This is a genomic window from Undibacterium sp. SXout7W, from assembly GCF_049339385.1.
Taxonomy (GTDB): domain Bacteria; phylum Pseudomonadota; class Gammaproteobacteria; order Burkholderiales; family Burkholderiaceae_D; genus Undibacterium.
In genome coordinates, this window is sequence record NZ_JBMPPF010000001.1 from 492,442 (window position 1) to 515,141 (window position 22,700).

General features: G+C 48.7%; 18 protein-coding genes and 1 tRNA gene. 10 read left to right on the top strand and 9 right to left on the bottom strand.

The window, feature by feature from the left end; translation table 11 throughout:
* The first annotated feature begins 1 nt into the window (after position 1).
* The 3 genes from ACO0LB_RS02150 (at position 2) to ACO0LB_RS02160 (ending at position 3,151) form a co-directional block, all read left to right on the top strand.
* The gene (locus ACO0LB_RS02150; protein WP_423046002.1) at positions 2-1,846 is read left to right on the top strand and encodes an ABC transporter substrate-binding protein; all 1,845 of its coding nucleotides are present in this window, start codon (positions 2-4) and stop codon (positions 1,844-1,846) included.
* Positions 1,836-2,477, top strand: coding sequence for a M15 family metallopeptidase (locus ACO0LB_RS02155; RefSeq protein ID WP_423046004.1), 642 nt, complete (start codon positions 1,836-1,838; stop codon positions 2,475-2,477). Before ACO0LB_RS02150 ends, ACO0LB_RS02155 begins: the two co-directional genes overlap by 11 nt.
* Before the next feature lie 173 nt (positions 2,478-2,650).
* Positions 2,651-3,151 carry an arsenate reductase ArsC gene (locus tag ACO0LB_RS02160; protein ID WP_423046006.1) on the top strand — a complete coding sequence of 167 codons (501 nt, stop codon included), beginning with the start codon at positions 2,651-2,653 and terminating at the stop codon, positions 3,149-3,151.
* A 182-nt stretch (positions 3,152-3,333) separates the two neighbouring features.
* Here the strand turns inward: ACO0LB_RS02160 and ACO0LB_RS02165 are convergent, their stop codons facing one another.
* Complete coding sequence (locus ACO0LB_RS02165) at positions 3,334-4,947, bottom strand: glycoside hydrolase family 10 protein (RefSeq protein WP_423046008.1); 1,614 nt, start codon at positions 4,945-4,947, stop codon at positions 3,334-3,336.
* A 178-nt stretch (positions 4,948-5,125) separates the two neighbouring features.
* Positions 5,126-5,491, bottom strand: a complete 366-nt coding sequence (locus ACO0LB_RS02170; RefSeq protein ID WP_423046010.1) for a VOC family protein — start codon at positions 5,489-5,491, stop codon at positions 5,126-5,128.
* A 265-nt stretch (positions 5,492-5,756) separates the two neighbouring features.
* Here ACO0LB_RS02170 and ACO0LB_RS02175 point away from each other — a divergent pair, with 265 nt between their 5' ends.
* Positions 5,757-6,194: a PilZ domain-containing protein gene (locus ACO0LB_RS02175; protein WP_423046011.1), complete on the top strand. Its 438-nt coding sequence runs from the start codon at positions 5,757-5,759 to the stop codon at positions 6,192-6,194.
* A gap of 47 nt (positions 6,195-6,241) precedes the next feature.
* Here ACO0LB_RS02175 and ACO0LB_RS02180 read toward each other — a convergent pair whose 3' ends face one another.
* The gene (locus ACO0LB_RS02180) at positions 6,242-7,531 is read right to left on the bottom strand and encodes an MFS transporter (RefSeq protein ID WP_423046013.1); all 1,290 of its coding nucleotides are present in this window, start codon (positions 7,529-7,531) and stop codon (positions 6,242-6,244) included.
* Between the two features lie 191 nt (positions 7,532-7,722).
* Between ACO0LB_RS02180 and ACO0LB_RS02185 the strand changes: the two genes are divergently transcribed.
* On the top strand, positions 7,723-8,097 hold the full coding sequence (locus ACO0LB_RS02185; protein WP_423046015.1) for a hypothetical protein: 375 nt from the start codon (positions 7,723-7,725) through the stop codon (positions 8,095-8,097).
* Positions 8,066-8,461, top strand: coding sequence for a hypothetical protein (locus tag ACO0LB_RS02190; RefSeq protein ID WP_423046017.1), 396 nt, complete (start codon positions 8,066-8,068; stop codon positions 8,459-8,461). The genes ACO0LB_RS02185 and ACO0LB_RS02190 overlap by 32 nt, the downstream gene beginning before the upstream one ends.
* A 363-nt stretch (positions 8,462-8,824) precedes the next feature.
* Here ACO0LB_RS02190 and ACO0LB_RS02195 read toward each other — a convergent pair whose 3' ends face one another.
* Positions 8,825-10,741: an ATP-binding cassette domain-containing protein gene (locus ACO0LB_RS02195; RefSeq protein WP_423046019.1), complete on the bottom strand. Its 1,917-nt coding sequence runs from the start codon at positions 10,739-10,741 to the stop codon at positions 8,825-8,827.
* Positions 10,742-10,919: 178 nt separating this feature from the next.
* Here ACO0LB_RS02195 and ACO0LB_RS02200 point away from each other — a divergent pair.
* Positions 10,920-10,994 (top strand) — tRNA-Arg (locus ACO0LB_RS02200).
* Between the two features lie 215 nt (positions 10,995-11,209).
* On the opposite strand, the gene ACO0LB_RS02205 is transcribed toward ACO0LB_RS02200, so the two are convergent.
* The 3 genes from ACO0LB_RS02205 to ACO0LB_RS02215 form a co-directional block, all read right to left on the bottom strand.
* Positions 11,210-11,446, bottom strand: a complete 237-nt coding sequence (locus tag ACO0LB_RS02205) for a hypothetical protein (protein WP_423046021.1) — start codon at positions 11,444-11,446, stop codon at positions 11,210-11,212.
* 283 nt (positions 11,447-11,729) lie between these two features.
* Positions 11,730-14,492, bottom strand: coding sequence for a hybrid sensor histidine kinase/response regulator (locus ACO0LB_RS02210; RefSeq protein ID WP_423046023.1), 2,763 nt, complete (start codon positions 14,490-14,492; stop codon positions 11,730-11,732).
* Between the two features lie 13 nt (positions 14,493-14,505).
* Positions 14,506-15,459 carry a response regulator gene (locus tag ACO0LB_RS02215; protein WP_423046025.1) on the bottom strand — a complete coding sequence of 318 codons (954 nt, stop codon included), beginning with the start codon at positions 15,457-15,459 and terminating at the stop codon, positions 14,506-14,508.
* A 56-nt stretch (positions 15,460-15,515) separates the two neighbouring features.
* Here ACO0LB_RS02215 and ACO0LB_RS02220 point away from each other — a divergent pair, with 56 nt between their 5' ends.
* The 3 genes from ACO0LB_RS02220 (at position 15,516) to ACO0LB_RS02230 (ending at position 20,427) form a co-directional block, all read left to right on the top strand.
* A complete protein-coding gene (locus ACO0LB_RS02220) occupies positions 15,516-17,264 on the top strand; it encodes a PAS domain S-box protein (protein ID WP_423046027.1) in 1,749 nt (582 codons plus the stop codon).
* Between the two features lie 227 nt (positions 17,265-17,491).
* The gene (locus tag ACO0LB_RS02225) at positions 17,492-18,862 is read left to right on the top strand and encodes a methyl-accepting chemotaxis protein (RefSeq protein WP_423046029.1); all 1,371 of its coding nucleotides are present in this window, start codon (positions 17,492-17,494) and stop codon (positions 18,860-18,862) included.
* The gene (locus ACO0LB_RS02230) at positions 18,859-20,427 is read left to right on the top strand and encodes a chemotaxis protein CheW (RefSeq protein WP_423046031.1); all 1,569 of its coding nucleotides are present in this window, start codon (positions 18,859-18,861) and stop codon (positions 20,425-20,427) included. The genes ACO0LB_RS02225 and ACO0LB_RS02230 overlap by 4 nt, the downstream gene beginning before the upstream one ends.
* An 8-nt stretch (positions 20,428-20,435) precedes the next feature.
* On the opposite strand, the gene kynA is transcribed toward ACO0LB_RS02230, so the two are convergent.
* Positions 20,436-21,254 (bottom strand): tryptophan 2,3-dioxygenase, encoded by an 819-nt coding sequence (gene kynA / locus ACO0LB_RS02235; protein WP_423046138.1) that lies wholly within the window; start codon positions 21,252-21,254, stop codon positions 20,436-20,438.
* 175 nt (positions 21,255-21,429) lie between these two features.
* Complete coding sequence (kynU, locus tag ACO0LB_RS02240; RefSeq protein ID WP_423046033.1) at positions 21,430-22,680, bottom strand: kynureninase; 1,251 nt, start codon at positions 22,678-22,680, stop codon at positions 21,430-21,432.
* Positions 22,681-22,700 lie beyond the last annotated feature (20 nt).

Sequence of the window (22,700 nt, forward strand, 5' to 3'; positions counted from 1 at the left end):
CATGAGAGCGTTTGTCGGACGTTGTTGCAGCGTTTTCTCTCTCGTATTGCGGCGTATGGTCACCACCACCGTCATGGCTCTGTTTTGCACGCTACCTTGTTTACTTAATGCCGAGGCAGCAGAAAAAATATTACACGTGCTGGTGACTACACCGGAGAGCAGCCTTGATCCAGCTGTCGCATCTGATGTTCCATCCGTTGCGGTGAATGAAAATATTTTTGAGCCCATGCTGCGCTACGATTATCTTGCTCGTCCGCTCAAACTCAAACCGAATACACTGAAAGCCATGCCAGAAATCAGCGACGGTGGAAAGACGTATCTGCTGCGATTGCAACCCGGTATTTTTTTTACGCCAGACCCAGCATTCAAAGGACAGCCAAGGGAATTGATTGCCGAAGATTATATTTACAGTATCAAGCGTTTGTATGATCCAGCGTTGAAGTCACCGTGGTTGTTTATGTTCGAAGGAAAAATACTGGATGATGACAAATTACGCCAGCCTGATCATGTGCCAGATCAGGCACAAAATAAGGCATTTGACGTACAGATACCGGTCGCGGGATTGCAGGCGCTGGATCGGTATACGCTGCGTATACGCTTGACAGCACCGGATAATAATTTCTTATTCATCCTGGCAACAACAGCGACCGGAGCCGTTGCCAGACAGGTGATGGACGCTTATGGTGTACAGGCAGGTAATCATCCTGTAGGTACCGGGCCCTTTGTTCTGGGAGCGTGGCAGCGTAGTTTCAGACTGGAGTTAGTGGCGAATCCTCAATACCGTCGGGTTGTATTTGATGGAGAACCCGGCAATCAGCCGGAAGCGCAGAGCATCGCCCGTCAACTGGCTGGAAAGACTTTGCCTCTGGTCTCTCGTGTGGTGATTAAAATTGTCGAAGAGCAGCAGTCAAGAGTGCTTGGATTTCTGAATCGGGAATTTGATTATCTGGAACAAGTACCACCACCGCTGTCGGATATGCTCCTGCAACATGGCAAATTAAAACCCACACTCGAACAGCAAGGCATACAGCTTTCTTTTTTCTCGCCGCTGCAGACATATTACGTCTGGATGAACATGGAAGATCCTGTCATCGGTGGCTATACGCCTGATAAAATCGCTCTGCGTCGCGCTATCGCGCTGAGCTATGACAATCAGGAAGACATCAGCCTTATGGAGAAAGGGCTGGCTATCCCTGCTGTCACGCCTTTGCCACCGAATGTCCTCGGCTATGATCCCGATTTCAAAAGCCCGCTCAGACATGATTTGGCGTTGGCAAATGCGTTGCTGGATCGCTATTCCTATCGCCGTGGCCCTGACCATTTCAGGCAGTTGCCGGATGGTACGCCCTTGCAGTTAGTCATGCATAGTTTAGCCAGTACAACGGGACGTTTAAGGGAGGAGGTCTGGCGTAAGAATATGGATGCCATCGGTATCAGGATTGTTTTTCAAAGTGATAAACATTCTGAAATTTTGCGTGCTGCCCGTTTGGGTAAAGTGCAGATGACAGAGGCAAACTGGATTGCTGATTTTCCGGATGGTGAAAATTTTTATCAGCTGTTGTATGGGAAAAACGCAGGACGTGCGAATTACTCCCGTTTCAATTTACCTGCCTTTAATCAGTTATATGAACAATCGCTGGCACTGCCTGATTCACCAGAGCGCAAAGCCTTGTATCAAAAAATGGCATGGCTGATGCATGCCTATAATCCATGGGTACCACGCATACATCCTTTGTCTGCTGATGTACGGCATCCTTGGTTACTGAATTATCAGCGTCATCCGGTTGATATGACGAACTGGCGTTATCTGGATATCGCGACGGACAATAAACAACATGCTAATTAAGTCGGAACAGTCAAGGCAGAAGCAAACACATTTGCCATGTGAGCAGTTACTGGCACATCCGGATTTTCGTCGTCTCGATAGCGTGACCGGGATCGTGATTGATTTACGTTATGCGACAGAAAATAATTTTGTCGGGCAGAATTTATATGGTGAGCTTGATTGTGCTTGGTTACATAAAGAAGCTGCGCATGCCCTGCAAAATGCCGTACGCTGGTTGCATCTGCATTATCCTGCTTATCGTCTGACGGTTCTGGACGCATTACGGCCTCACCGGATACAGGAGATCTTATGGCAGCAATTGGCTGGCACAACACTGCAAATGTATGTGGCTGACCCGGCACGTGGGTCGATACATTCATTTGGACTGGCAATTGATGTCAGTTTGCTGGATGAAGATGGTGAGTTACTCGATATGGGGAGTGATTTTGACGCATTCGATGAGACATCTCATCCAGCGCTGGAAGCGGAAATGTTGCAGCAGGGGCGCTTAACAATGGAACATCTTGCACACAGAAAAATCTTGCGTGAAGCGATGTTACATGGTGGCTTTGCCGGCATACACAGTGAGTGGTGGCACTTCAATTGTGGGGACCCAGAGTTGGTGCGTCAGCATTACATCCGTATCATGTAGGTCACTGTTGAACTTGTCAGATTCAGGTTTATTGTTGTCGGAGGGATGATTCGATATTCGATAACGTTATCGGGCAATTGGATGACATAAGATACGTCACTCCGTTGTTCCAGAAAAAGTGTTCGTACTTTTAAATGGCCTCGCCATACTATTCAACTATTGAAAGCTTTTTTATGTCTGACAAAATTTATAACGTACTGTTCCTGTGTACAGCGAATTCTTCTCGCAGCATCATGGCGGAAGCGTTAATCACCAGTATGGGGCATGGCCGTTTCCGAGGATTTTCGGCCGGGAGTTTTCCTGGTGGCGTGGTCAATCCACTGGCAATAGAGCAGGTACAGACGACTGATTATCCGCTGGATTTATTGCGCAGCAAAAGTTGGGATGAATTTGCCGCTGACGATGCCCCAGTCATGGACTTTATTATTACAGTCTGTGATGATGCCGCTGGTGAAGTTTGCCCCATCTGGCCGGGTCATCCGTTGACTGCGCATTGGGGATTTCAGGATCCTGCTGCCGTGACTGGTACTGATGAAGAAAAACGTGCGGTATTCCACTCAGTATTCCGTCAAATCATGGGGCGGGTCAGCGCGTTTGTGAATTTGCCCTTAGCAATGTTGGAAAGAAACGCGATTCATCAGGAAATACAGGCAATTGGCAGCAGGCATGCATGAGTCTGATATGTGAAAGTCTGATTCACTGATCGATCATTAATGTGCAGATAAAGGGCATATAAAGGGCAGATAAGGACCAGATTGCGCCTCTCGCTCACACGGTGTTACACGATGCCGGGTTGCCACGATGTTACAACCTGGCACCTTGATAAGGCGCTGACTGATCCGGTACTGATCAGCGATCAGCGTAAGGTGTAACTGGCTTTTTCACTCTCCTGCCCCGTACGACTGATTGCGTATACCACGATCTGATTCACCGTATTAGCGGGTGTATCGTTGATGAGGTCGATGGTGAGTTTGCTGGCAGGTTGTACCGAAAACAACCATTGCTGATCCGTACGTTTCCAGATGGCCAGCAGGCGTGTATTTGGAGTATCGGCCAGTCTTACCCGCAGGGATTTTTTGTCCTCTGCCAGTTCTAATTGCGGCGCTGCCTGGTTGCCGCTGCTTAGCCATGGTGTTGCCGGAACCAGTGCTTGCGACGTATATTTCTCGATTCCCAGACGCTTGCGTATATCTTTACGGTTCTGAGTCAGCGGTATCATGCTGAAGTGGATATGCCCACTACCACCGCGTTCGCGAACGGCATCGACCTGATTCAAAATCTCATCTGCCTGCCATGATTTTTCAGTCTGATCAATCCGACTGGTATATAAGCCAGGCCAGATATGGCGACCAGCCTTGTTTTGTTCCAACCAATAATTTTGTAATACCTTGAATGCTTGTGGAGCCTGATTGATCGGCCAGTACAATTGTGGTGCCAGATAATCCAGCCAGCCATTCGTCAGCCATAGTTCAACATCCGCATACAATTTGTCGTATTGACTGAATCCGGTAATCCCCGCTGGCAGGCGATCAGGGCGACCGATACCAAACGGGCTGATGCCAAACTTCACCCAGCTTTTTTCCTGGTGTACACGCTGATAAAGCGCTTCGACCATACGATTGACATTATCTCTGCGCCAGTCTGCACGACTCAGTTTGCCGCCACGTTGCAGGTATGTATTCCATGCTGCATCATCCGGGAATTCAAGTTCAGAGCCATGCACTGACTTGACAGGATAAGGATAAAAATAATCATCAATATGAATACCATCGATATCATAGCGTCGAGTCACATCACTGATCACGTTCAGGGTTTGTTGAACGGCAGCAGGCTCTCCCGGGTCCATCCATAGTAGTTCACCATATTGACGCACGGCATCAGGGTTGGTTTTGCTGATATGGTTGCGTGCCAATCCATGACGGGATGCGGTTGTTCTAGCGCGGTACGGATTGAACCATGCGTGTAATTCCAGTCCGCGTGCATGCGCTTGTTCTATCCAGAATTGCAGCGGATCGTAATAGGGAACTGGCGGTTTGCCTTGTTCGCCGGTCAGAAACTCAGACCACGGTTCCAGTTCTGAAGGATAGATCGCATCAGCAGCAGGACGTACTTGCAAAATAATCGCATTGAGCTTCATTTGCACCGCATTATCCAGAATCGCTAATGCTTCTGCTTTCTGTTTATCTGAGTTCAGTTCACGACGGCTTGGCCAGTCAATATTGGCCACGGTAGAAACCCAGACTGCACGAAATTCACGTGGTAAGGGTGGTGTGTCTTTGCTGACTGGCTGCCCTGGAAGTGGCGCATTAGGATTCACTGCACTACTGCCAATCACTGGTGGAATCGTGGAGGTGGCTTTGGGTGGTGAGCTGCAAGAACTTAGAAGCATCGAGAGCACGATACCCAGAGTCGCTATACCAGTGGTGTTCAGCAGAGAGCGTCGTGTTGAAAAAATCTGAGACAGAAACATGCGGTAGAAGAAGCCGTGATAAGTTGAAAGACCGAAGATGCTACTGTATTACAGTTTTACAAACCAGTGTTTTTCTTACTTGCCTCGTTAAGTAGCATGCATGTTGCATGTTGCAGGTCACAGGGAATACGTGAGAGGGAAATGGACAGGACGGCATCCGCTGTCCTGCCAGCCTATATCAGGAATGTGGTGCGAATATACGCAAACGATGTCCGTCAGGATCTACTCCAACAAAGGTATATCCAAAATCCAGTTCTGTCGGAATCTGTAGCATGGGTATGTTCAGCTTAATCCAGTCCGCATAACACGCATCAACCGCCTGACGATTCGAGACTGCAATTGCCAGTTCGCTGGCACCACCTTGTACTTCACTGACAGGTAATACCGCGTGTTTTGCCCATAACCCCAGCATGACGCCTGATTGCAAGGTGAACATGGAAAAAGTCGGTGAAGATTCTACCGGACTACGTTGCAATAACTGGCGATAAAAATGTGTGCTGCTTTGCGGGTTGCTGACATATAAAAGAATGAAGTTCGGTTCCATTATGTTGATTCTCCTGTTGATTGCGTCGGGGAAATCATCTTAAAACCTGGTCGTGTCAGTTTTTGTCAGTAGTCTTTTTTGTTGCTGTATTAAGTGCCTTCTGATCCGTTGATCGACGATTCTCTCTACAGCAGGATGACGGTATGTGATACCGGCGTCATGGTCTGGTCATATAAATCGAATATTGTCAGCGTGATTTATTTTATATCGCCAATTGTCATTACCTGATGTTAAGTAATTTTTAAAAAATTTGAACAACACTTGAATGACGTCACTTCTGACCAATATGACACAGCCTGAAAACCGCCATTATCAACGCATGCAATTTTTCCGTTTGCCCAAAGAGCAGGAGTTTATTCCTGTCTGGGTTTTTAATTCTAACAAGCCAGGGCAGACACTTGCTGGTCTGGTCGTCAACATGAGCGAAACCGGTATTCAGGTTTTGACTGCGATGAATGAGCAGCCGGAGGATCAACATTACGAAATCACTTTTCTGGATGACGATCATCCGTCAGGTAACGCGCAGGCTATCGTCCCTTTTCGCATTCGTTACGTCTGGTCAGAATCAGAACAGGGCTTGTATACCCGGTCTGGTTTCAGTTTCGATGCGTTGGATGATCTGACGATACGCACTTTATTTGAGCGTATGCGCAATGGTGAACACGCATTTTTACGCTGCGCGCTGGAACCTCTGGATAACTAATTCGAACCAGTGAGCGACGTCGCATCAAACAGCAGAAAAGTGAAAACTTACCTGCTGATGTTTCCGACTTTATTGACCGCAGAGTTAGCTGAAGTATCGCTTGCGCTGCGATACAAATCAGGAATTTTGTTTTTGCTCAGTATCATCATCCACAGGCTGGCAGCTGCTAGTAACAGCCAGTTGAGCTCCGGCCTGTGCCAGTATTGCGCGAGATCGAACAGTACGCCGCCTGCCATACTGCCCACCATACTCCCCATACTTTGATACAGCATCTGCTGCGACATCAGTTTGCCGGTATCGGCTGACATTTTATCGGCAAAACGGGCAGTCAGTACGTCCAGTGACGGGCCATAAAATACTTGTCCGAATGAGAGAAGGATGGCTGAACCGATCACGGCATAGGAATGCTTTCCTTGCACAACCATCAATGCAAAGCTGACCAGTAAGCAGCCATATCCGATTTGTAAAAAACGGAAGTGGTCGCGGGTGCGTATCGCGCGTTTTGAAATCGGGATCTGGAAGAAAATAATGACCAGCGCTGCCAGCCAGAATGGTGTCGAGACAGGAATGTCCGGCGTGTATTTAGGAATATGCAGACTGAAGCCTATCATTGGCTGTACTGCAAAACACCAAAAAATCGCATTCGACAGATAAAACATAAACGGTAATGAGGCTGGTGCAGTGTTGTTTGTGCCGACATGTTGGGCGGTGAGACCCTGATCGTTGTGGAGGGCGTCAGGCTGTGTTGCTTCATTTTGTATTTGCCTGACTTCATATCGGGAAATCGCACGCATGGCGATCAGCATGAAGACACCATACAGAATGAACGTAATCAGTACGATCAGAAATACAATTTTCAGACTGTGATGCGGTACCCAGCTTGCCATCAGATAGCCACCCACTAATCCCATACGGATGGCGAACGCAAGACGGCTGAACAGGGATGCACGATCCAGACTTTTGAGTTTCAATAAATAATTTTTGAGTCCGGGAAAAGACAAACCGCTACCAAGCCCCGCCAGCAGCGCAAATACTGCTAGCGCCCATGCCTGTTGCAAATACGCCATCCAGTACAGTGCGATTCCTTCCAATAGAATATTGCCGGAAATCGCCAGTGGATGATTGGCGAGCGTTGTGTAGCGACTACCCGCATATGAACCAAGTACGCGTCCCAGATTAAGACCAAATAAAATAGAGGCAGCCCAGAAACCTGAAAAGTTCTTCCCTGTTTCAGAAACGATCAGCGGCGTGTATAACGCCACACCACCAGAAGCAATCGCCACACCGATATAGATCAGATATGAATTAAAGAGGGGATTAAAGCGCTGTTTTTTCATAATCGGATCTGACTGAGCGAGTTTATGCTAATGATTTATATAATCTGAGTAAGCATAGTCGAAAAAGTTCCTTGGCGTATCAGGGTAATACCGCAGAAAGACGTACTGACATCTACACGACGACAGTGTGTATTTAGCGACTCTATTGCGACACATATCGACCACATCGCGATCAAACAAGCATCGTGTCTGTGACATATATTGAAGAATACCCAGCGCAACTTACCCGTAGCTCGGATCAGATTCCCTGGTTAGGGGGGGCGGAGTTGGTATTGATTGCGCCAACCAGCGTTATAGGGCGTGCCAACATTGATGCGATTCCCGCCTTGTTTCATGAGGCGGTTGCAGACACGGATAGTGCCAATATGCTGATGCGTTTGTTTTATATTTTGTCTGCACTGGGACAAGATGAGCAGGCGGCAGAAATGCAGGAAAAGGCATTGATGCAGCGTTGCGTATATCGTCTCTGCGATCCGCCGCAGCCAAGCTATTCGTTTGTTGATGATGGCTGGTCAAGGTGGAATGGCAGACAATATGCCGGTCGATTTTTTAATCGAAAACAGTGATCTCCGGCTCGATATCATGTACGTCACCGAAAACTCTATCTTGCAAGACGTGATTCCAGACCATGATGTACTGATCGTGGCACTTGGCGAATCAGAAAAAAATCTGCCAGCGTTGCAAGAAATCGCCAGACGATTTGGTCTGGAATATCTGGTGATTGATTGCGCAGAAACCCGTGATGGGCAGTTACTGATATTTGAGGTTGATAGCGGTGCCTGGGTACATGCAACCGATTGTCCTGTGCTGTTTCCTTATAAGTCCGTTGTTATGCAAAAAGCCTTCGATGCCTTCCGGCGCTTATTAATCAAAAAAGCAAACACATTTAGAATCGAGCAACAGATAACAACGGACAGTATCAAGCAATAGCGAGCAAGAACAAGCAAGAACAAGTCAGAGTAAGTAGTAGAAAGTAGCTGCGAGCAAAAATAACGAAAGAATAAAAATCAACGGCGAGCTATTGAATAGCATTTTGAAAAACTGACAGGGCTGACGCAAAACTATCCGAACGGATTGCTGCTCCTTGTTGTTCCAGTCATGTACAAGCCATGTACAGGCTATGTACAGGCCGGATATAAACCCGGTACATGCAGCGACTATCTTCGTTTTCATACCTTACCGAGACAATTTTTCTTCATCCTCAGCGAATAAAAAAACTCATTGCGATCCGAAAAACCGGAGGCGGCAATGAGTTCTTTTGGATTCCTCAGACAGAGGACAAGCTTGATGTGTTTACACTGTTGACTTTGCTTCGATGGTTTCCCATTTATCCAGCGCTGTCAGCAATTCCTCATCGATCTCGGCAAAGCGCGTATTCAATTTATTCGCTTCATCCGGTCCATTTTTGTACAAGTCGGCATCGGCGAGTTGCGCGGTAATCGCGGCTTGCTCTGCTTCCAATTGCGCGATCAGCTTGGGTAATTCTTCCAGTTCACGCTGCTCTTTGTAGCTGAGTTTTTTGGCTTTCGCAGCGGCTGGGGCAGTCGCCGTCGTGGCTGCATTCGCCACATTGGCGGCTGGTTTGTTGTCGGCTTTCACCGCAGATTTGGCGACGGAATTGCTGTAACGTTCCCAGTCGCTGTAACCGCCGATATATTCGCGCCACTGACCTTCACCTTCAGAGACGATCACCTGCGTGACGACGTTGTCGAGGAAAGTCCGGTCATGGCTGACCAGGAACACGGTACCGGTATATTCTTCGAGTAATTCTTCGAGTAATTCCAGCGTGTCAATATCGAGGTCATTGGTCGGTTCATCAAGCACCAGCACATTCGCTGGTTTGGCAAACAGACGCGCCAGCAACAGGCGATTGCGTTCGCCGCCGGACAAAGATTTGACCGGTGAACGGGCGCGTTCCGGTGCAAACAGGAAATCACCCAGATACGACATCACATGTTTGCGCTGACCGTTGATTTCAACAAAATCACTGCCCGGTGCAATCGTTTCTGCCAGACTCATTTCATCGTTTAACTGCGCCCGCATCTGATCGAAATACGCGATCTGTAATTTACTGCCTTGTTTGATGGTGCCGCTATCCGGTGTTTCCTGACCAAGTATCAGTTTCAGCAAGGTGGTTTTACCTGCGCCGTTCTGACCGATCAGACCGATCTTATCGCCACGCATAATGATGCTGGAAAAATCTCTGACGATGACTTTCTCGCCAAACGATTTGCTGACGTTTTCCAGTTCGGCGACGATCTTGCCGGAACGCTCGCCCGTGGTGACATCGAGCTTGACCTGGCCTTGCAATTCACGTCGCGCACTGCGCGCCAGACGCAATTGTTCCAGACGTTTGACGCGGCCTTCATCGCGCACGCGGCGGGCTTTCACGCCTTTGCGTATCCAGATTTCTTCCTGCGCTAAAAATTTATCAAACTTGGCATTTTCGACTTCTTCATTTTCCAGTTGCTCTGCTTTGCGGGTCTGATAAGTGGTGAAGTTGCCGGGATACGAAGTCAGCTTGCCGCGATCGAGTTCAACGATGCGGGTTGCCACATTGTCGAGGAAACTACGGTCATGCGTGATGAACAGCACGCTGCCTTTGAAATCTTTCAGCAAACCTTCCAGCCATTGAATCGAGGAAAAATCCAGATGGTTTGTCGGCTCATCGAGCAACAATACATCCGGCGCACTGACCAGCGCGCAGGCCAGCGCCACCCGTTTTTTCATCCCGCCTGACAATGTACCCATAATCGCGTCTTTACCGAGATTGAGTTTATCCAGCGTGGTTTCCACTTTATTGCCGAGGCTCCAGGCGTCGGCGGCATCCAGCTTGACCTGGATATCATGCATACGCTCCATCAGCGCATCATCATTGTCACCACCGAATTGGCCGGTCAGGCTTTCATATTCTTGCAACAGCGCAGGTAATTCACCGAGGCCGGAAGCCACCGCGTCAAACACGCTGATGCTCTGATCAAATTGCGGCTCTTGTTCCACATACGCGATTTTCAGACCTTGTTGTTGCACCAGCAGACCATCATCGATTTTTGAAGTACGGGCGATAATTTTCAGTAAAGAAGATTTGCCAGTGCCGTTACGGCCGATCAGACCGACGCGCTCGCCAGTTTCAAGGGAAAACTCTGCGTGATCGAGCAGAGCAACGTGACCGAATGCCAGCTGGGCATCGCTTAATGAGATAACTGCCATAAATACCTGTGATAGCCTTGCTTCTGGAAGAGGCAGGACAAAATTGGAGAAAACCCGTATTGTACGACAGACCAGTCAAGTCTCCACTGTACTCAATTGATTGTTCTGTCCCGCTCAGGTAAGATGGCGAGCTTGTCGAGAAAAGCCTTGCTTCTGCTTTGCATTTTTCGCACCGTGTCTCGCCGTAGTTCAATGGATAGAACGTATGCCTCCTAAGCGTAAGATGTGGGTTCGATTCCCGCCGGCGGGACCAGTCAGATAGCTGCAAGCCAGCTTTAGCCACATTACCGGTTCAGTTCTGAGCCGTGCATTTCCGATTATTATCGTATCGTTCACAAGACTTACGCTGTTTGTAAGGCGCGGAGCTTTTGTCCCTCATCCTGTGATACCCATCAGCGGGAGGTCTGCACAGGAATGACCTGCTCACCTACTACCATCTGGGCCGACAGGACAAATCGGGAATACTGCTTACATGGGATTGGCGATTGGCCGATGTTGATCAGGTTGAGACAATACCCGGACGATAGTCTGATGCGGTACGCCATTTCCGTTCAGATATTCCACGGCACAGCTGGTACCCAGAGTGGCTTGCAGAACCAGTCCTGTGTCAATGTGTCTGGCAGTTAATGTGTCCAGACGGGCGGCATCGACAGTATTTTTTGTGGATGATGAATAAGATGTGGGGACAGAATTGGCATCGAACATGACAGGTTTCCTTCGTCAGACATACTGTTGAAGATAGCCAGTGAGCAATACCAGCTATCAGCGGAATACAAACTCATATTGCAAAGGCGATGTGTTTATTATTGAATAATCAATTTTATTGAACATCTGTCTCCGTCAATCGCCTGCTGCGGTTTTCTGTATTTTAACTGATAGGGTTGTGACAGAGTTGAGCCATATCACTTCTTTCGCAACAGGGCAGCGACGTGATGAATGTCTGATATGTCACAGTCACATGTTTGAGGTGTATTGGGATGTGTAAAAATCAATTATTTCCTTGGACCTCATCTACGCCTGCTATTTCACACATGTTCTGAATGGCATCCAGATCTCCCTCTTCAGCGAATTCGATCAATTGTCTGGCGAAGGCTTCACATTGTGGATGTTCTGCAGTCAGCTGTGTTGCCCATTCTGCAAGATCAGTCAACGCCCCCATTGCCAGCAGTTGACGCATCTGATCGATTGCTGTTGAGGGCGGTAGCTTGATTGGTGGCGCCAATATTGCCTCATCCACTTCATTGGTGCTGATATTCAACAAATCGTTCAGGGTATGGCGTAGCGTGGAGAGATTGATGGGTTTCATCAGGCTGGCATCAAATCCTGATGTGAATTGGTTTTGGCTGCTTTCTGATTCCATGGTTCGTTGTGTGGCAGATAACAGAACCACGGGTACACCGGGCCAATATTGCCTTACTGCGTTTAATACCGCATCGCCATTCGCACCCGGCATCAGATAATCAGTCAGTACCAGGCTCGGAGGTACGGTTTCGGTGTGCTTCATCTTGTCAATGAACTCCAATCCGTCTGCCGCAGATTCGACATCAAACCCCATTCTGAGTAAAACCTCAATCAGCAATTCGCGAATTTCTTCAGTGTCCTCAATGACCCAGATACGCCGGCCGCCTGCATCAAGCTCTGTCAGATAATCATTCATATCCAGGATTTGTGGATGGCTCATATCATGTTCTGAACCTACAGCAACCGGGATCTGGATCTGAATTTCAGTTCCAGTATTGATGCTGCTGCGTAAGGTGATATCACCCCCCATTCTGTGTACCCAGGTTTCTACGATTGGCAGACCTAGTCCGGTACCTTCAGACTGCGTTGTTTTATTTACTCTGAAGAAAGGCGTGAAAACGTTTTTGTGATTTTCTTCTGAAATGCCACAACCAGTATCCCGTACATTGAAACTAAGTATGATTTGCCGTGGATGAGCCGAATCCTCTTGGCAGGTAATCAGTAATTCAATGAGTCCTTTTTTGGTAAATTTGGCTGAATTTTGTAATAGATTGATCAGAACCTGGCGCAGGCGTTTACTGTCAATAATCAATACCGTTGGTAATTCGTTGCGGATATCCAGCAAGAAGCGATTATGATTTTTTTCTGTGAGAATTTTTGCTTCCTGTACGATCGCATCGAGTACACCATAAATATAAACGGGAGCCGGTTCTAGCTGGTTACTGGAATACCCGCGTGCATATTCGATCAGATCATTGATGACATGCAGCATGTGACTGGCGCTGCGGCGGATGATTCTCGCCTGTGATGCAGTTTTTCCACCGTTACTTTGCAGTAATTGCGCATATCCTAAAATGGATGTCAGTGGTGAACGCAGATCATGGCTGACTCTTGCCAGAAATTCTGATTTTGCCCGATTGGCTTCATCGGCTTTTAATACTGCCTGATGCATTTCGGCGGTACGCTCAATGACTTTTTTATCCAGTTCCGCGGCCGATATCCGAATATCGTTCAGCATTGCTGTTTTTTGTGCCTCTGCAACACTGCGCATTTCCCTGATGTGGCGTGCAACTGCAAGATGCATGAGTACCATGTGAATAAAGGTACTGATTTGCATGCTGTTGACTGTCCAGAAATTGACTGGCAACCAGCCGAGATTTCTCGGTAAAAACATCACAACAGCGATGTTATGCGACATAAACGCCATCAGATAATATTTTCCTGCTTGTTCTCCTTTGCGCCATACTGCGATAGCCAGTCCGGTTGAAATCAGCGCTTGGAAAATATAACTGAGCTGTGCTGAAGGGGCTACGACTCTGTATTGCCCATCGAGTGCGAATGGTAGTAGTAGCAAGCTTATTGCCCATGCCAGCCAGCGATATCTGCGAGTCAGAATAGGAAAATACGCATCAATACGAATGAAACGTAATGTTTCTGCACCTAGCCCGATGACGATACACATCAGACTGCCCATCAGAATATTCTGAAGGCTCAGCTGCTCCGGTATCCACCATTGTTTGGCAAATCCCTGAGCAAAAAATTGCAAGATACCTGATGTGCCAGCATATACAGCGTATAGAAGATAGCTGCGTTCTTTTAGCCAGACACTGAAAAACAGACTGGAAATAACGACAATTCCGATACCACCGAAAAATATGCCTTGCGCCAGATTATCTGCTTGCACCGCGGACACAAATGCAGCCGGACGCCAGAGCACTGGTTGGGCCGAGCGGGAGGTTTGGCTGACAATTTTTAATACAAAAGAGTGTGTACCCGGCTGGTCAGGAAGATCGATTGCAAAGACGGCATTCCGGAAAGCAATTTGCCGTTGGCTGAATGCTATTTCTGTTCCTGCTTGTCCTAGCAGCCGCAGGCCTGTTGCAGTTTGTTGATACAGACTGAGTTCATTAATATAGCTGGGAGGCACCTCCAGCCACCATGTTCCTCCTGCGCCGCGTTCGCGGACATGCAGACTGAATTTCAGCCACAGCACGGAGTCCCCAAAACCGGCATTCAGATTTTCTGGAATGATGTGAAACGATAGTTTGGCGATATCTGCAGAAACATCGCCCATTTTGATCGTAGTTTGCGCTAACGCCATTTGACCAGCCAGAGACAGTCGCTGATCATCCTGATGCAGTTCCAGCGTTTGTGCATGGACAGATAATGGGAGCAGAAGTACGAACAAAAATGTGAACAGTAGCAAGCAACTCTGCACAATCGATAATAAAGACCAATACACAGCAGATAAAAAAGCAGTGGCTCGTCTGAACGTCAGTGATGGAGTCATTTTTCTGTATCGACTATAGGCGATCATTCTGGCGCCCTTGTCGGAACTGCGTTGGCGAGATGCCAAAACGTTCTTTAAATGCGGTCGCAAAATTGGCCCCGCTGGTGAAACCCAGTTCCAGTCCTATGGTTTGGATTTCTTGCTGAGTCGTATTGAGCAAACGGCAGGCTTCTTTCATTCGTTCTTCACGCAGATATTCAAATGCTGTGACGCCAACGCAGTGCTTGAATGCCTCGTTCAGTCGACGCGTATTCGTTCCCGACAGATGCGCCAATTGCTCCAGATCGGGAGTATCTGACAGATGTTCTGACAGGTAATGACTGGCAGTTTGAAACAAACGATTAAGCAAATGCGATTGATTCGATGCAAGGCTTTTGTTGGTAATCGGGGTCGCCTCTTTATCTGCCTGTTTATTTGTATTGAGTATCGGGGCAGATATAGAGGCTGATATTGGTGCCAATGTCTGAGGTAATGTCGAAGGCAATAACCGCAAATGGACAGTCAGCCGCAGGCGAATTTCTTCAAAATTAAAGGGTTTGCTGACGTAATCAATCGCACCGGCGAGCAAACCCCGCACCCGTTCTTCGGGCATGACAGCGGCGGTCAGAAAAATCAGCGGGATATGTTGCGTACGGGGTTCTTGCTGAAGCAACGTGCAAGCAGTCAAACCATCGCAGACGGGCATGCTGACATCCATCAGTATCAGGTCCGGCAAGATGAGTATCGCCTTTTGCAGTGCGTCCTGCCCATCCTTTGCCAGATAGATGCGACAACCCAGTTGTTGCAGGTACGATCCCAACAACTTTCGGGCAGCCTCGTCATCATCGACAATCAGAATCCGTCGTTCTCGTAATACATCTGATTGAAATTGTTCATTTGGCATTTTTTTATCCAGGTAATTCCGATCTTCAACACGAACAGCAATGATGATTTTTCCTTCCAGCAAAGGCGCGTGGTGGTCTGGCAAAGGCGTGCGGATTATTCGCCATCAGAATAGCGACATAATGATCGCCACGTCAAATTATGCCTACCGAATTTATTGTTCATCCTGATGTACAGATATCACTGCTTGCTGCGCATCAGCATGCAATGGTGGTAGTGCTGTCCTTGCTGATCGCCATGCTCAGCGGCGTGCTGGTGGTGTATCTGGTGAAGGTGGCACGCACTGTCACTGATGTGTGGCATCAGGATGTGGCGCACGGAGGTGGTGTGCTTGTGCTTGGTTGTGGTTTGTGGTGTGGACAATTTCTCGGGTTGTTGGCGAGCGACTATGGAATCAGCGTGACATATGATGCAGGCTGGATGGCGGGTTCCATGTTGATGGCGGTGTGTGTCGCCTGGCTGATGATGGACCAATTCGTCAGACCTGTTGCGATGGCAGCCTTATTGCCAACAGAAATGCTGGCAGGACTTTTGGCAACTGCTGGCATCGCAGCCATGCAATATATGGCTGCCAGTAGCATGCAGATGCTGGCAACACTTCAATTCGATGGCTGGAGGCTGGGCATCTGCCTGATCGTGACTATGGCATCGTGTGTCTGGCTATTGCGACGGCAATATGCCCCGCCGGCAATTTTTTCTCAGCTTATCCCGCATGAAGTATCGCATGACGTATGGCGCCAGGTCACAGCAGGTGCGTTGGCCGGGTTGGTGTTTGTCAGTAATGATTATCTGGGAGTATCAGCAATACGGCTGAGTGGTGTGGCGGAAGCGGATTACCAGCCAGCATCTTTGCATACTGCGTTGGAAACAGCGATCGGTGCGTTGCTGTTGTTCGTGTTGGTCATCATGGCACATGCCACGCTGATGTATCGTCGTATGTCGCATATTTTTGATGAAGGGCAAGAGCGGATGAAGCTGCTGATGTCGAGTAGCTCAGAGGGTTTGTTCATACTCAATCAGGAGTACGTGATTGTTTCTGCTAATCGTGCAGCAGCGAGAATGTTTAGCCGGGAGAGCAGTGAGCTAACCGGGTGTTCTGTGAATATACTGATGTCAGAATTTTCTGAGGCATTCCAGTCTGGCAATCATGAAGCGTTTGCTGTTCCCGGAGTATTGATGACATCGACAAAACTGCCTGAAACACGTGAATTATTGGCGCATGATAAACAGGGAAAAATTTTCCCCGTCAAAGTGTCTTTGACGCGAGCTGGCAAAGATATGGTTACAGAACCTTGTATCGTGTTGGCGATCCATGATCTCAGCGCTGAGCGCGAAGCCTTGCGCCGTGAGCGTGACGCGAAGAGTGAAACACTGTCTGTCATATCTGCCCTCACCGAGCACACTATTCTTTCGGAAACGGATAGCTCAGGCACCATTATTCGTGTGAACGACGCCTTTGTTGCCGTCAGTGGTTATCGTAAATCTGAGTTGATAGGTCAACCGCACAGCATTGTCGGTACGGACGTATATCCCCAAGCCTTATGGGAAGGTATGTGGCAGAGCTTACGCCGAGGAAAATCCTGGCGGCATGAGCTTTGCAACCGCACACCTGCAGGAGAAGCCTATTGGCTGGATACGATCATTATTCCTGTCATGGATGAACAATCACATCTACGTCGCATCATTGGAGTGCATCAGGACATTACAGCGCAGAAAAATCGTCTCGCGACGCAACGACTCCGGCAGGGATTTGCCGCATCGCTGCAGTCAACATCATCAGACATACCGGTTGTACCACGTCAAATGACTGACAGCGAAATAGAAAATACCGTTGCCACGCAGGATCCGATGAATACGACCCATCTGGCTGTTTTGCATGCCAATGGATAAATTGCTTTTGAAACTGGAATGTAAAGAATTGATAAGCCAACCGACGGAGTGCCGACAAGAAATTTGATGCAGCGTTAAAAACCGATTGAAAGCAGATTAAAAACAGATCGATCAGCAAATGAACAAATAAGTCTATTCAACTGAGTAATAAACTTGTGTTAAATAGTATTAATTTAATAATATCGTCTTATCCAGACGATGACTATTTTAAAAGAAGGCCAGTAAACATGGGAACGCCAGCACAACAATCAACAGCAATGATAAAGCCGGTAGCGCAACAGAATGCCGCATTCCAATCCTCTCTGATCAATGCATTGAACCGTGTTCAGGCAGTGGTTGAATTTGATCTGGAGGGACGCGTATTACATGCCAACGAGTTATTTTTGTCAGTGATGGGATATGCACTCGATGAAATCGTTGGGCAGCACCATCGGATATTTTGCGCTGACAGTGATGTCGACAGCATGGAATATAGCCAGTTCTGGAGATTGCTGGCAGCGGGTAACACGCATGCAGGTGAATTCCATCGCTATGCCAAAGGCGGCAAAGATATCTGGTTGCAGGCTTCGTATAACCCTGTGATGGATGAAGATGGTCATCCGCGAAGTATCGTCAAATTTGCCACAGACATCACTGCCGCCAAATTACAGCAGGCAGAATTTGAAGGGAAACTGGCAGCGTTGTCGCGTTCGCAGGCAGTGATTGAATTTGATCTGCAAGGTAATGTGTTGACTGCTAATAATAATTTCTTGCGTACACTGGGTTACACCAATCAGGAAATCGTTGGACAGCATCATAAAATGTTTTGTGAGCCATCATTGCTCAAGTCTGCAGAGTATCGTCATTTTTGGGCAGATCTGGCGGATGGACAATTTAAAAATGGACGCTTTAAACGTATTGGCAAACATGACTCAGAAGTGTGGATACAAGCGACTTACAATCCTATCCTCGATTTGCATGGCAAGCCTTACAAGATCGTAAAATATGCGCTCGACATCAGCGATCAGGTACTCCGAGAACAATTGATCAGCGAGAAAGTAGAATCTATTACCCGCGTGCTGGATGAGTTATCGACATCGATCGTCAGTATTTCTCAAAGTTCCAAACATTCCAGTGATTTGGCAGATCAAACACAGCGTTATGCTGCAGATGGAAATGACGTGTTGCAACGCTCGCGCGAATCCATTCATGCGATACAGAAGTCCTCGCAAGATATCAACGAAATGATCAATACCATTGCCGATATTGCGAGTCAGACGAATTTGCTGGCATTTAATGCTGCGATAGAGGCTGCGCGTGCGGGTGAGCAGGGAATGGGTTTTTCTGTGGTAGCCGATGAGGTTCGCAAGTTGGCAGAAAAGTCTACCCTGGCCGCACGCGAAATCGCCAAGTTGATTACGCAGACCGTGACGAGAGTGGATGAAGGTGGGCGTTTGTCTGAGCAGGTCGGTAGTTCTTTTGCCAGAATTCTTGAGTCGATGGGACATACTACGCAATCAATTAATAATATTCATAGTGCTACCTCAGAGCAAGCGGAAGCGACGCGCCATGTGGCAATGTTGCTCAATCAATTGAACCAGGCCACGGAGTTGAAATGAGTTTTCCGGCTGTCGTTACAACAAGCTGCCTGCCGTCTGACGTGATCTTGTGTCAGTTGAATGAGTTGCAGTTTGCTGTACCTTTGGAGGATGTGGTGCAGGCAATTCTTCGGCCGTCAGATATCACGCAAATGCCGCGCCGCGACAGCGCGATGGAGGGTATTCTGCCGTATCGCGGGCAGGTGCTTCCGCTACTGGATATACGTCGTTGGTTGCCGTGGCCGGGTGATCAGCAGGCCGTGCCGGCGCAAGTATTAGTGTTAAAGCAGAATGGCATGTTATTTGGCATGGTGATTGATGCTGTTCATGGACTGCACAAGATTTCTGACGCGCAGATACAGCGCTTGCATCAGGCTGATGATGAAAAAGAATTATTTCATAGTGCCATTCGCTTGCAGCAGCAAAACGGTGCGCAGAGCAGCGTGGGTTTGCTGGATGTGTCTGCACTGGCAAAGCTGACTCAGGTCTGGGCGGCAGATGCGATGGAGTCTATGGATGCCGACGGTGAGCGGATACCAGCTGCATCTGCTCAAACAACAATTGCACGGAATGGATTGTATGGATCGTATGCATTGTTTGCCGTTGCAGACAAACTCATCGGTATCGAGTCGCAGTATGTAGCGGGTGTGGTTCCTATGCCAGACGTACAGAAGGTTCTTGGCAGCGACGCGAGTTGGCGGGGCATGACGCATTGGCGTGGGCGTGATATTCCTGTACTGGATACGATGGTCAGTCTGGGATTGGCACAGTTATCTGGCGCGTTATTACCGGTCAATATACCCGGCGAAACAGCGCGCAAAGCACCGGATACGGACTCAGCTCCAGTTCCAGACTTGCTGCTGGTGATCCTGATGCATGACGAGCGATGTATTGGTTTGCCGGTGCATGCAGCACATGCCGTCATGCGACTGGATACGTCTGCAGCCCAAACGGCCGCCATTGCCGGGCTGCCAGTGAATCCGATCTTGCGTGCTGTTCAGGAGCTGCCTCAGGAATTGTCTGATGGGCGCTCAGTATTTCTGGCCGATGGCAGTGTTTGGGTCAATGCCTGTCCCATGAGTGTATTGAGCCGGACTGATGTGAGCAGTAAAAAAGAGCGCGGACACCGTCATGCGCATGTGGTTGTACAAGCAGGGCAGGTCTGGGCGATTGGCCTGCATTGGCTGCAAGCGATTATCGCCATGCCAGAGAAGATAGATGCCGTCAGCGCAGGATATGCAGGGCAACTTGGAACGCTGATCTGGAACTCACGCACCTTACCGTTGCTTGATCTTGGTATGCTGACAAACAATCAGGTAACGCAGATCAATAATGACTGCAAGGTATTGATTGTCTGCGTGAATAACGTACACCTTGGAATACTGGTTGGGCAACTGATGATGTTGTTACCCGCCAGAACAGGAGAGCTTGCCAGTTTTTCACGCAACGGCAGTAATAACACCCAGATGATCACTGTCAGAAACAACGAGCAGTTGCGCAGCTACGGTATTCTTGATCCGGAGAGCTGGTTGCCGCTGCAAGCGATATTGCAACGCATGCAGCCAGCATCTCCGTCTGCAATGTAATTACATTTTTATAGTGCGGTACGCAGAGCAAACAATTCCGGGAACAAGACGACATCCAGCATTTTGCGTAAATAACTGACGCCAGCAGTACCGCCGGTGCCGGTTTTAAAGCCGATGATGCGTTCTACAGTGGTGACATGGCGGAATCGCCAGATGCGGAATGCGGTTTCCATATCCACCAGTTTTTCAGCCAGTTCGTACAGCGACCAGTGTTGTTCAGGTGCCTGATAGACTTGCAGCCAGGCGGCTTTGACCGATTCATTGATGCTGGTCGGTTGTGTCCAGTCGCGTTGCAGACGTTCTGCATCAATGGCAAATCCCTGACGTGCCATCAGCATGATGGCTTCATCATAAATCGACGGTGTAGACAAGGCGCTGTGCAAGGTTGCATGGATTTCCGGCTTACTCTCATGGACGGCAAGCATGGTGGCGTTTTTATTGCCCAGCAGGTATTCCAGTTCGCGGTACTGATGCGACTGAAAGCCGGATGACGCGCCCAGATAGGGCCGGATCGCAGTATATTCACTTGGTGTCATGGTGGACAAAACATCCCATGCATGGACCAATTGATCCATGATACGCGCTACGCGCGACAGCATCTTGAATGCCGGTGGCAAATCCTGTTGTCGGATATGAGTGCGTACCGCGTGGAGTTCATGCAGCATCAGTTTGATCCAGAGTTCACTGGTCTGGTGCTGAACGATGAACAGCATTTCATTATGATTCGGCGAGCGCGGATGTTGTGCCGATAAAATCTGATCGAGGCCCAGATAATCGCCGTAACTCATGTCGTTCGAAAAATCCATTTTGGCACCATGCCACGACATCGGGCATTTACCCTTGTTGTCCTGTGTGTTCTGATCGATTTGACCGCTCTGATGGTGTTGATTGTCTTGATGATTGCTCATGTTCTTCCTTGGATATTGTTTGCCAGTATTGTTGATATTTTTCTGCATGTGATCAGCGCAGATTCAACGCTTATCCCATGCAGATGCTGGTCGCTCAGGTCACGGCATTACGCTGCATGTTGGCATCGTAATCCTGAGTATCGAGAATTGTGCGCAAGGACTCGACTGCATCCCAGACGTCGGTATAGCGGACATACAGCGGAGTGAAACCAAAGCGCATGATGGCGGGTTCACGGTAATCGCCGATCACGCCATGACGTATCAATGCTTGTATGACCGCATATGCATGCGGGTGGCGTAAGCTGACCTGGCTACCACGTTGCGCATGGTCACGTGGCGTCACCAGTTCCAGCGGATGGCTGGCGCAACGTTGTTCTACTAATTGGATGAATAAATCCGTCAACGCCAGTGATTTTTGGCGGATGGTTGGCATATCGGTTTTCCCGAAGGTGTCCAGACCACAGCCGACCAGTGCCAGCGATACCATCGGCTGGGTCCCGCACAGTGCGCGGCGTATTCCGGGTGTCGGTGTAAAACCCGGATTCATCGCAAACGGGCTGGTATGTCCCCACCAGCCAGACAGTGGATGGTGAAAATGTGCCTGGTGTTTTTCTGGTACCCAGATAAAGGCCGGGGAACCCGGTCCGCCATTCAGATATTTATACGTGCAACCCACTGCAAAGTCTGCCTCTGCTGCGTTCAGCGCGACCGGGACTGCACCCGCTGAATGCGCCAGATCCCATAAGGCGAGTGCGCCGTGCGCATGAATCAGGCGCGTGACTGCGGCCATATCGTGCAGATAACCAGTACGGTAATTGACATGTGTCAGCATCACCAGCGCCGTGTGTTCATTGACGACGCTGGCCAGCTCTTCTGGTGTATCGATCAGGACAATCTGATAGCCGTGATCCAGCCAGCGGGTAATGCCCTCGGCCATGTAAATGTCGGTAGGAAAGTTGCTGCGTTCGGTAATGATGATCTTGCGTTGTGGATCGGCAGATTGTATTTCCAGCGCAGCGGCAATCGCTTTGAACAGATTGATGGAAGTAGAATCCGTGACGACAACTTCATTCTTTGCCGCACCGATCAACGGAGCCAATTGGTTACCCAGAGTCGAAGGCAGATCAAACCAACCGGCGGTATTCCAGCTGGTAATCAGGTCGTTACCCCACTCGTGCGCGATCACTTGCTGCGCGCGCTCTAATGAGGCTTTGGGGCGAGCACCAAGCGAATTACCATCCAGATAAATCACGCCCTCCGGCAAGATAAAATCGTCGCGTAAATGGGCCAGAGAATCGAGTGCATCCATCTGCTCACAGGCAGCGCGGTCAATTGGTGTGTTCATTCAATGTTTCCTGTTGTGAT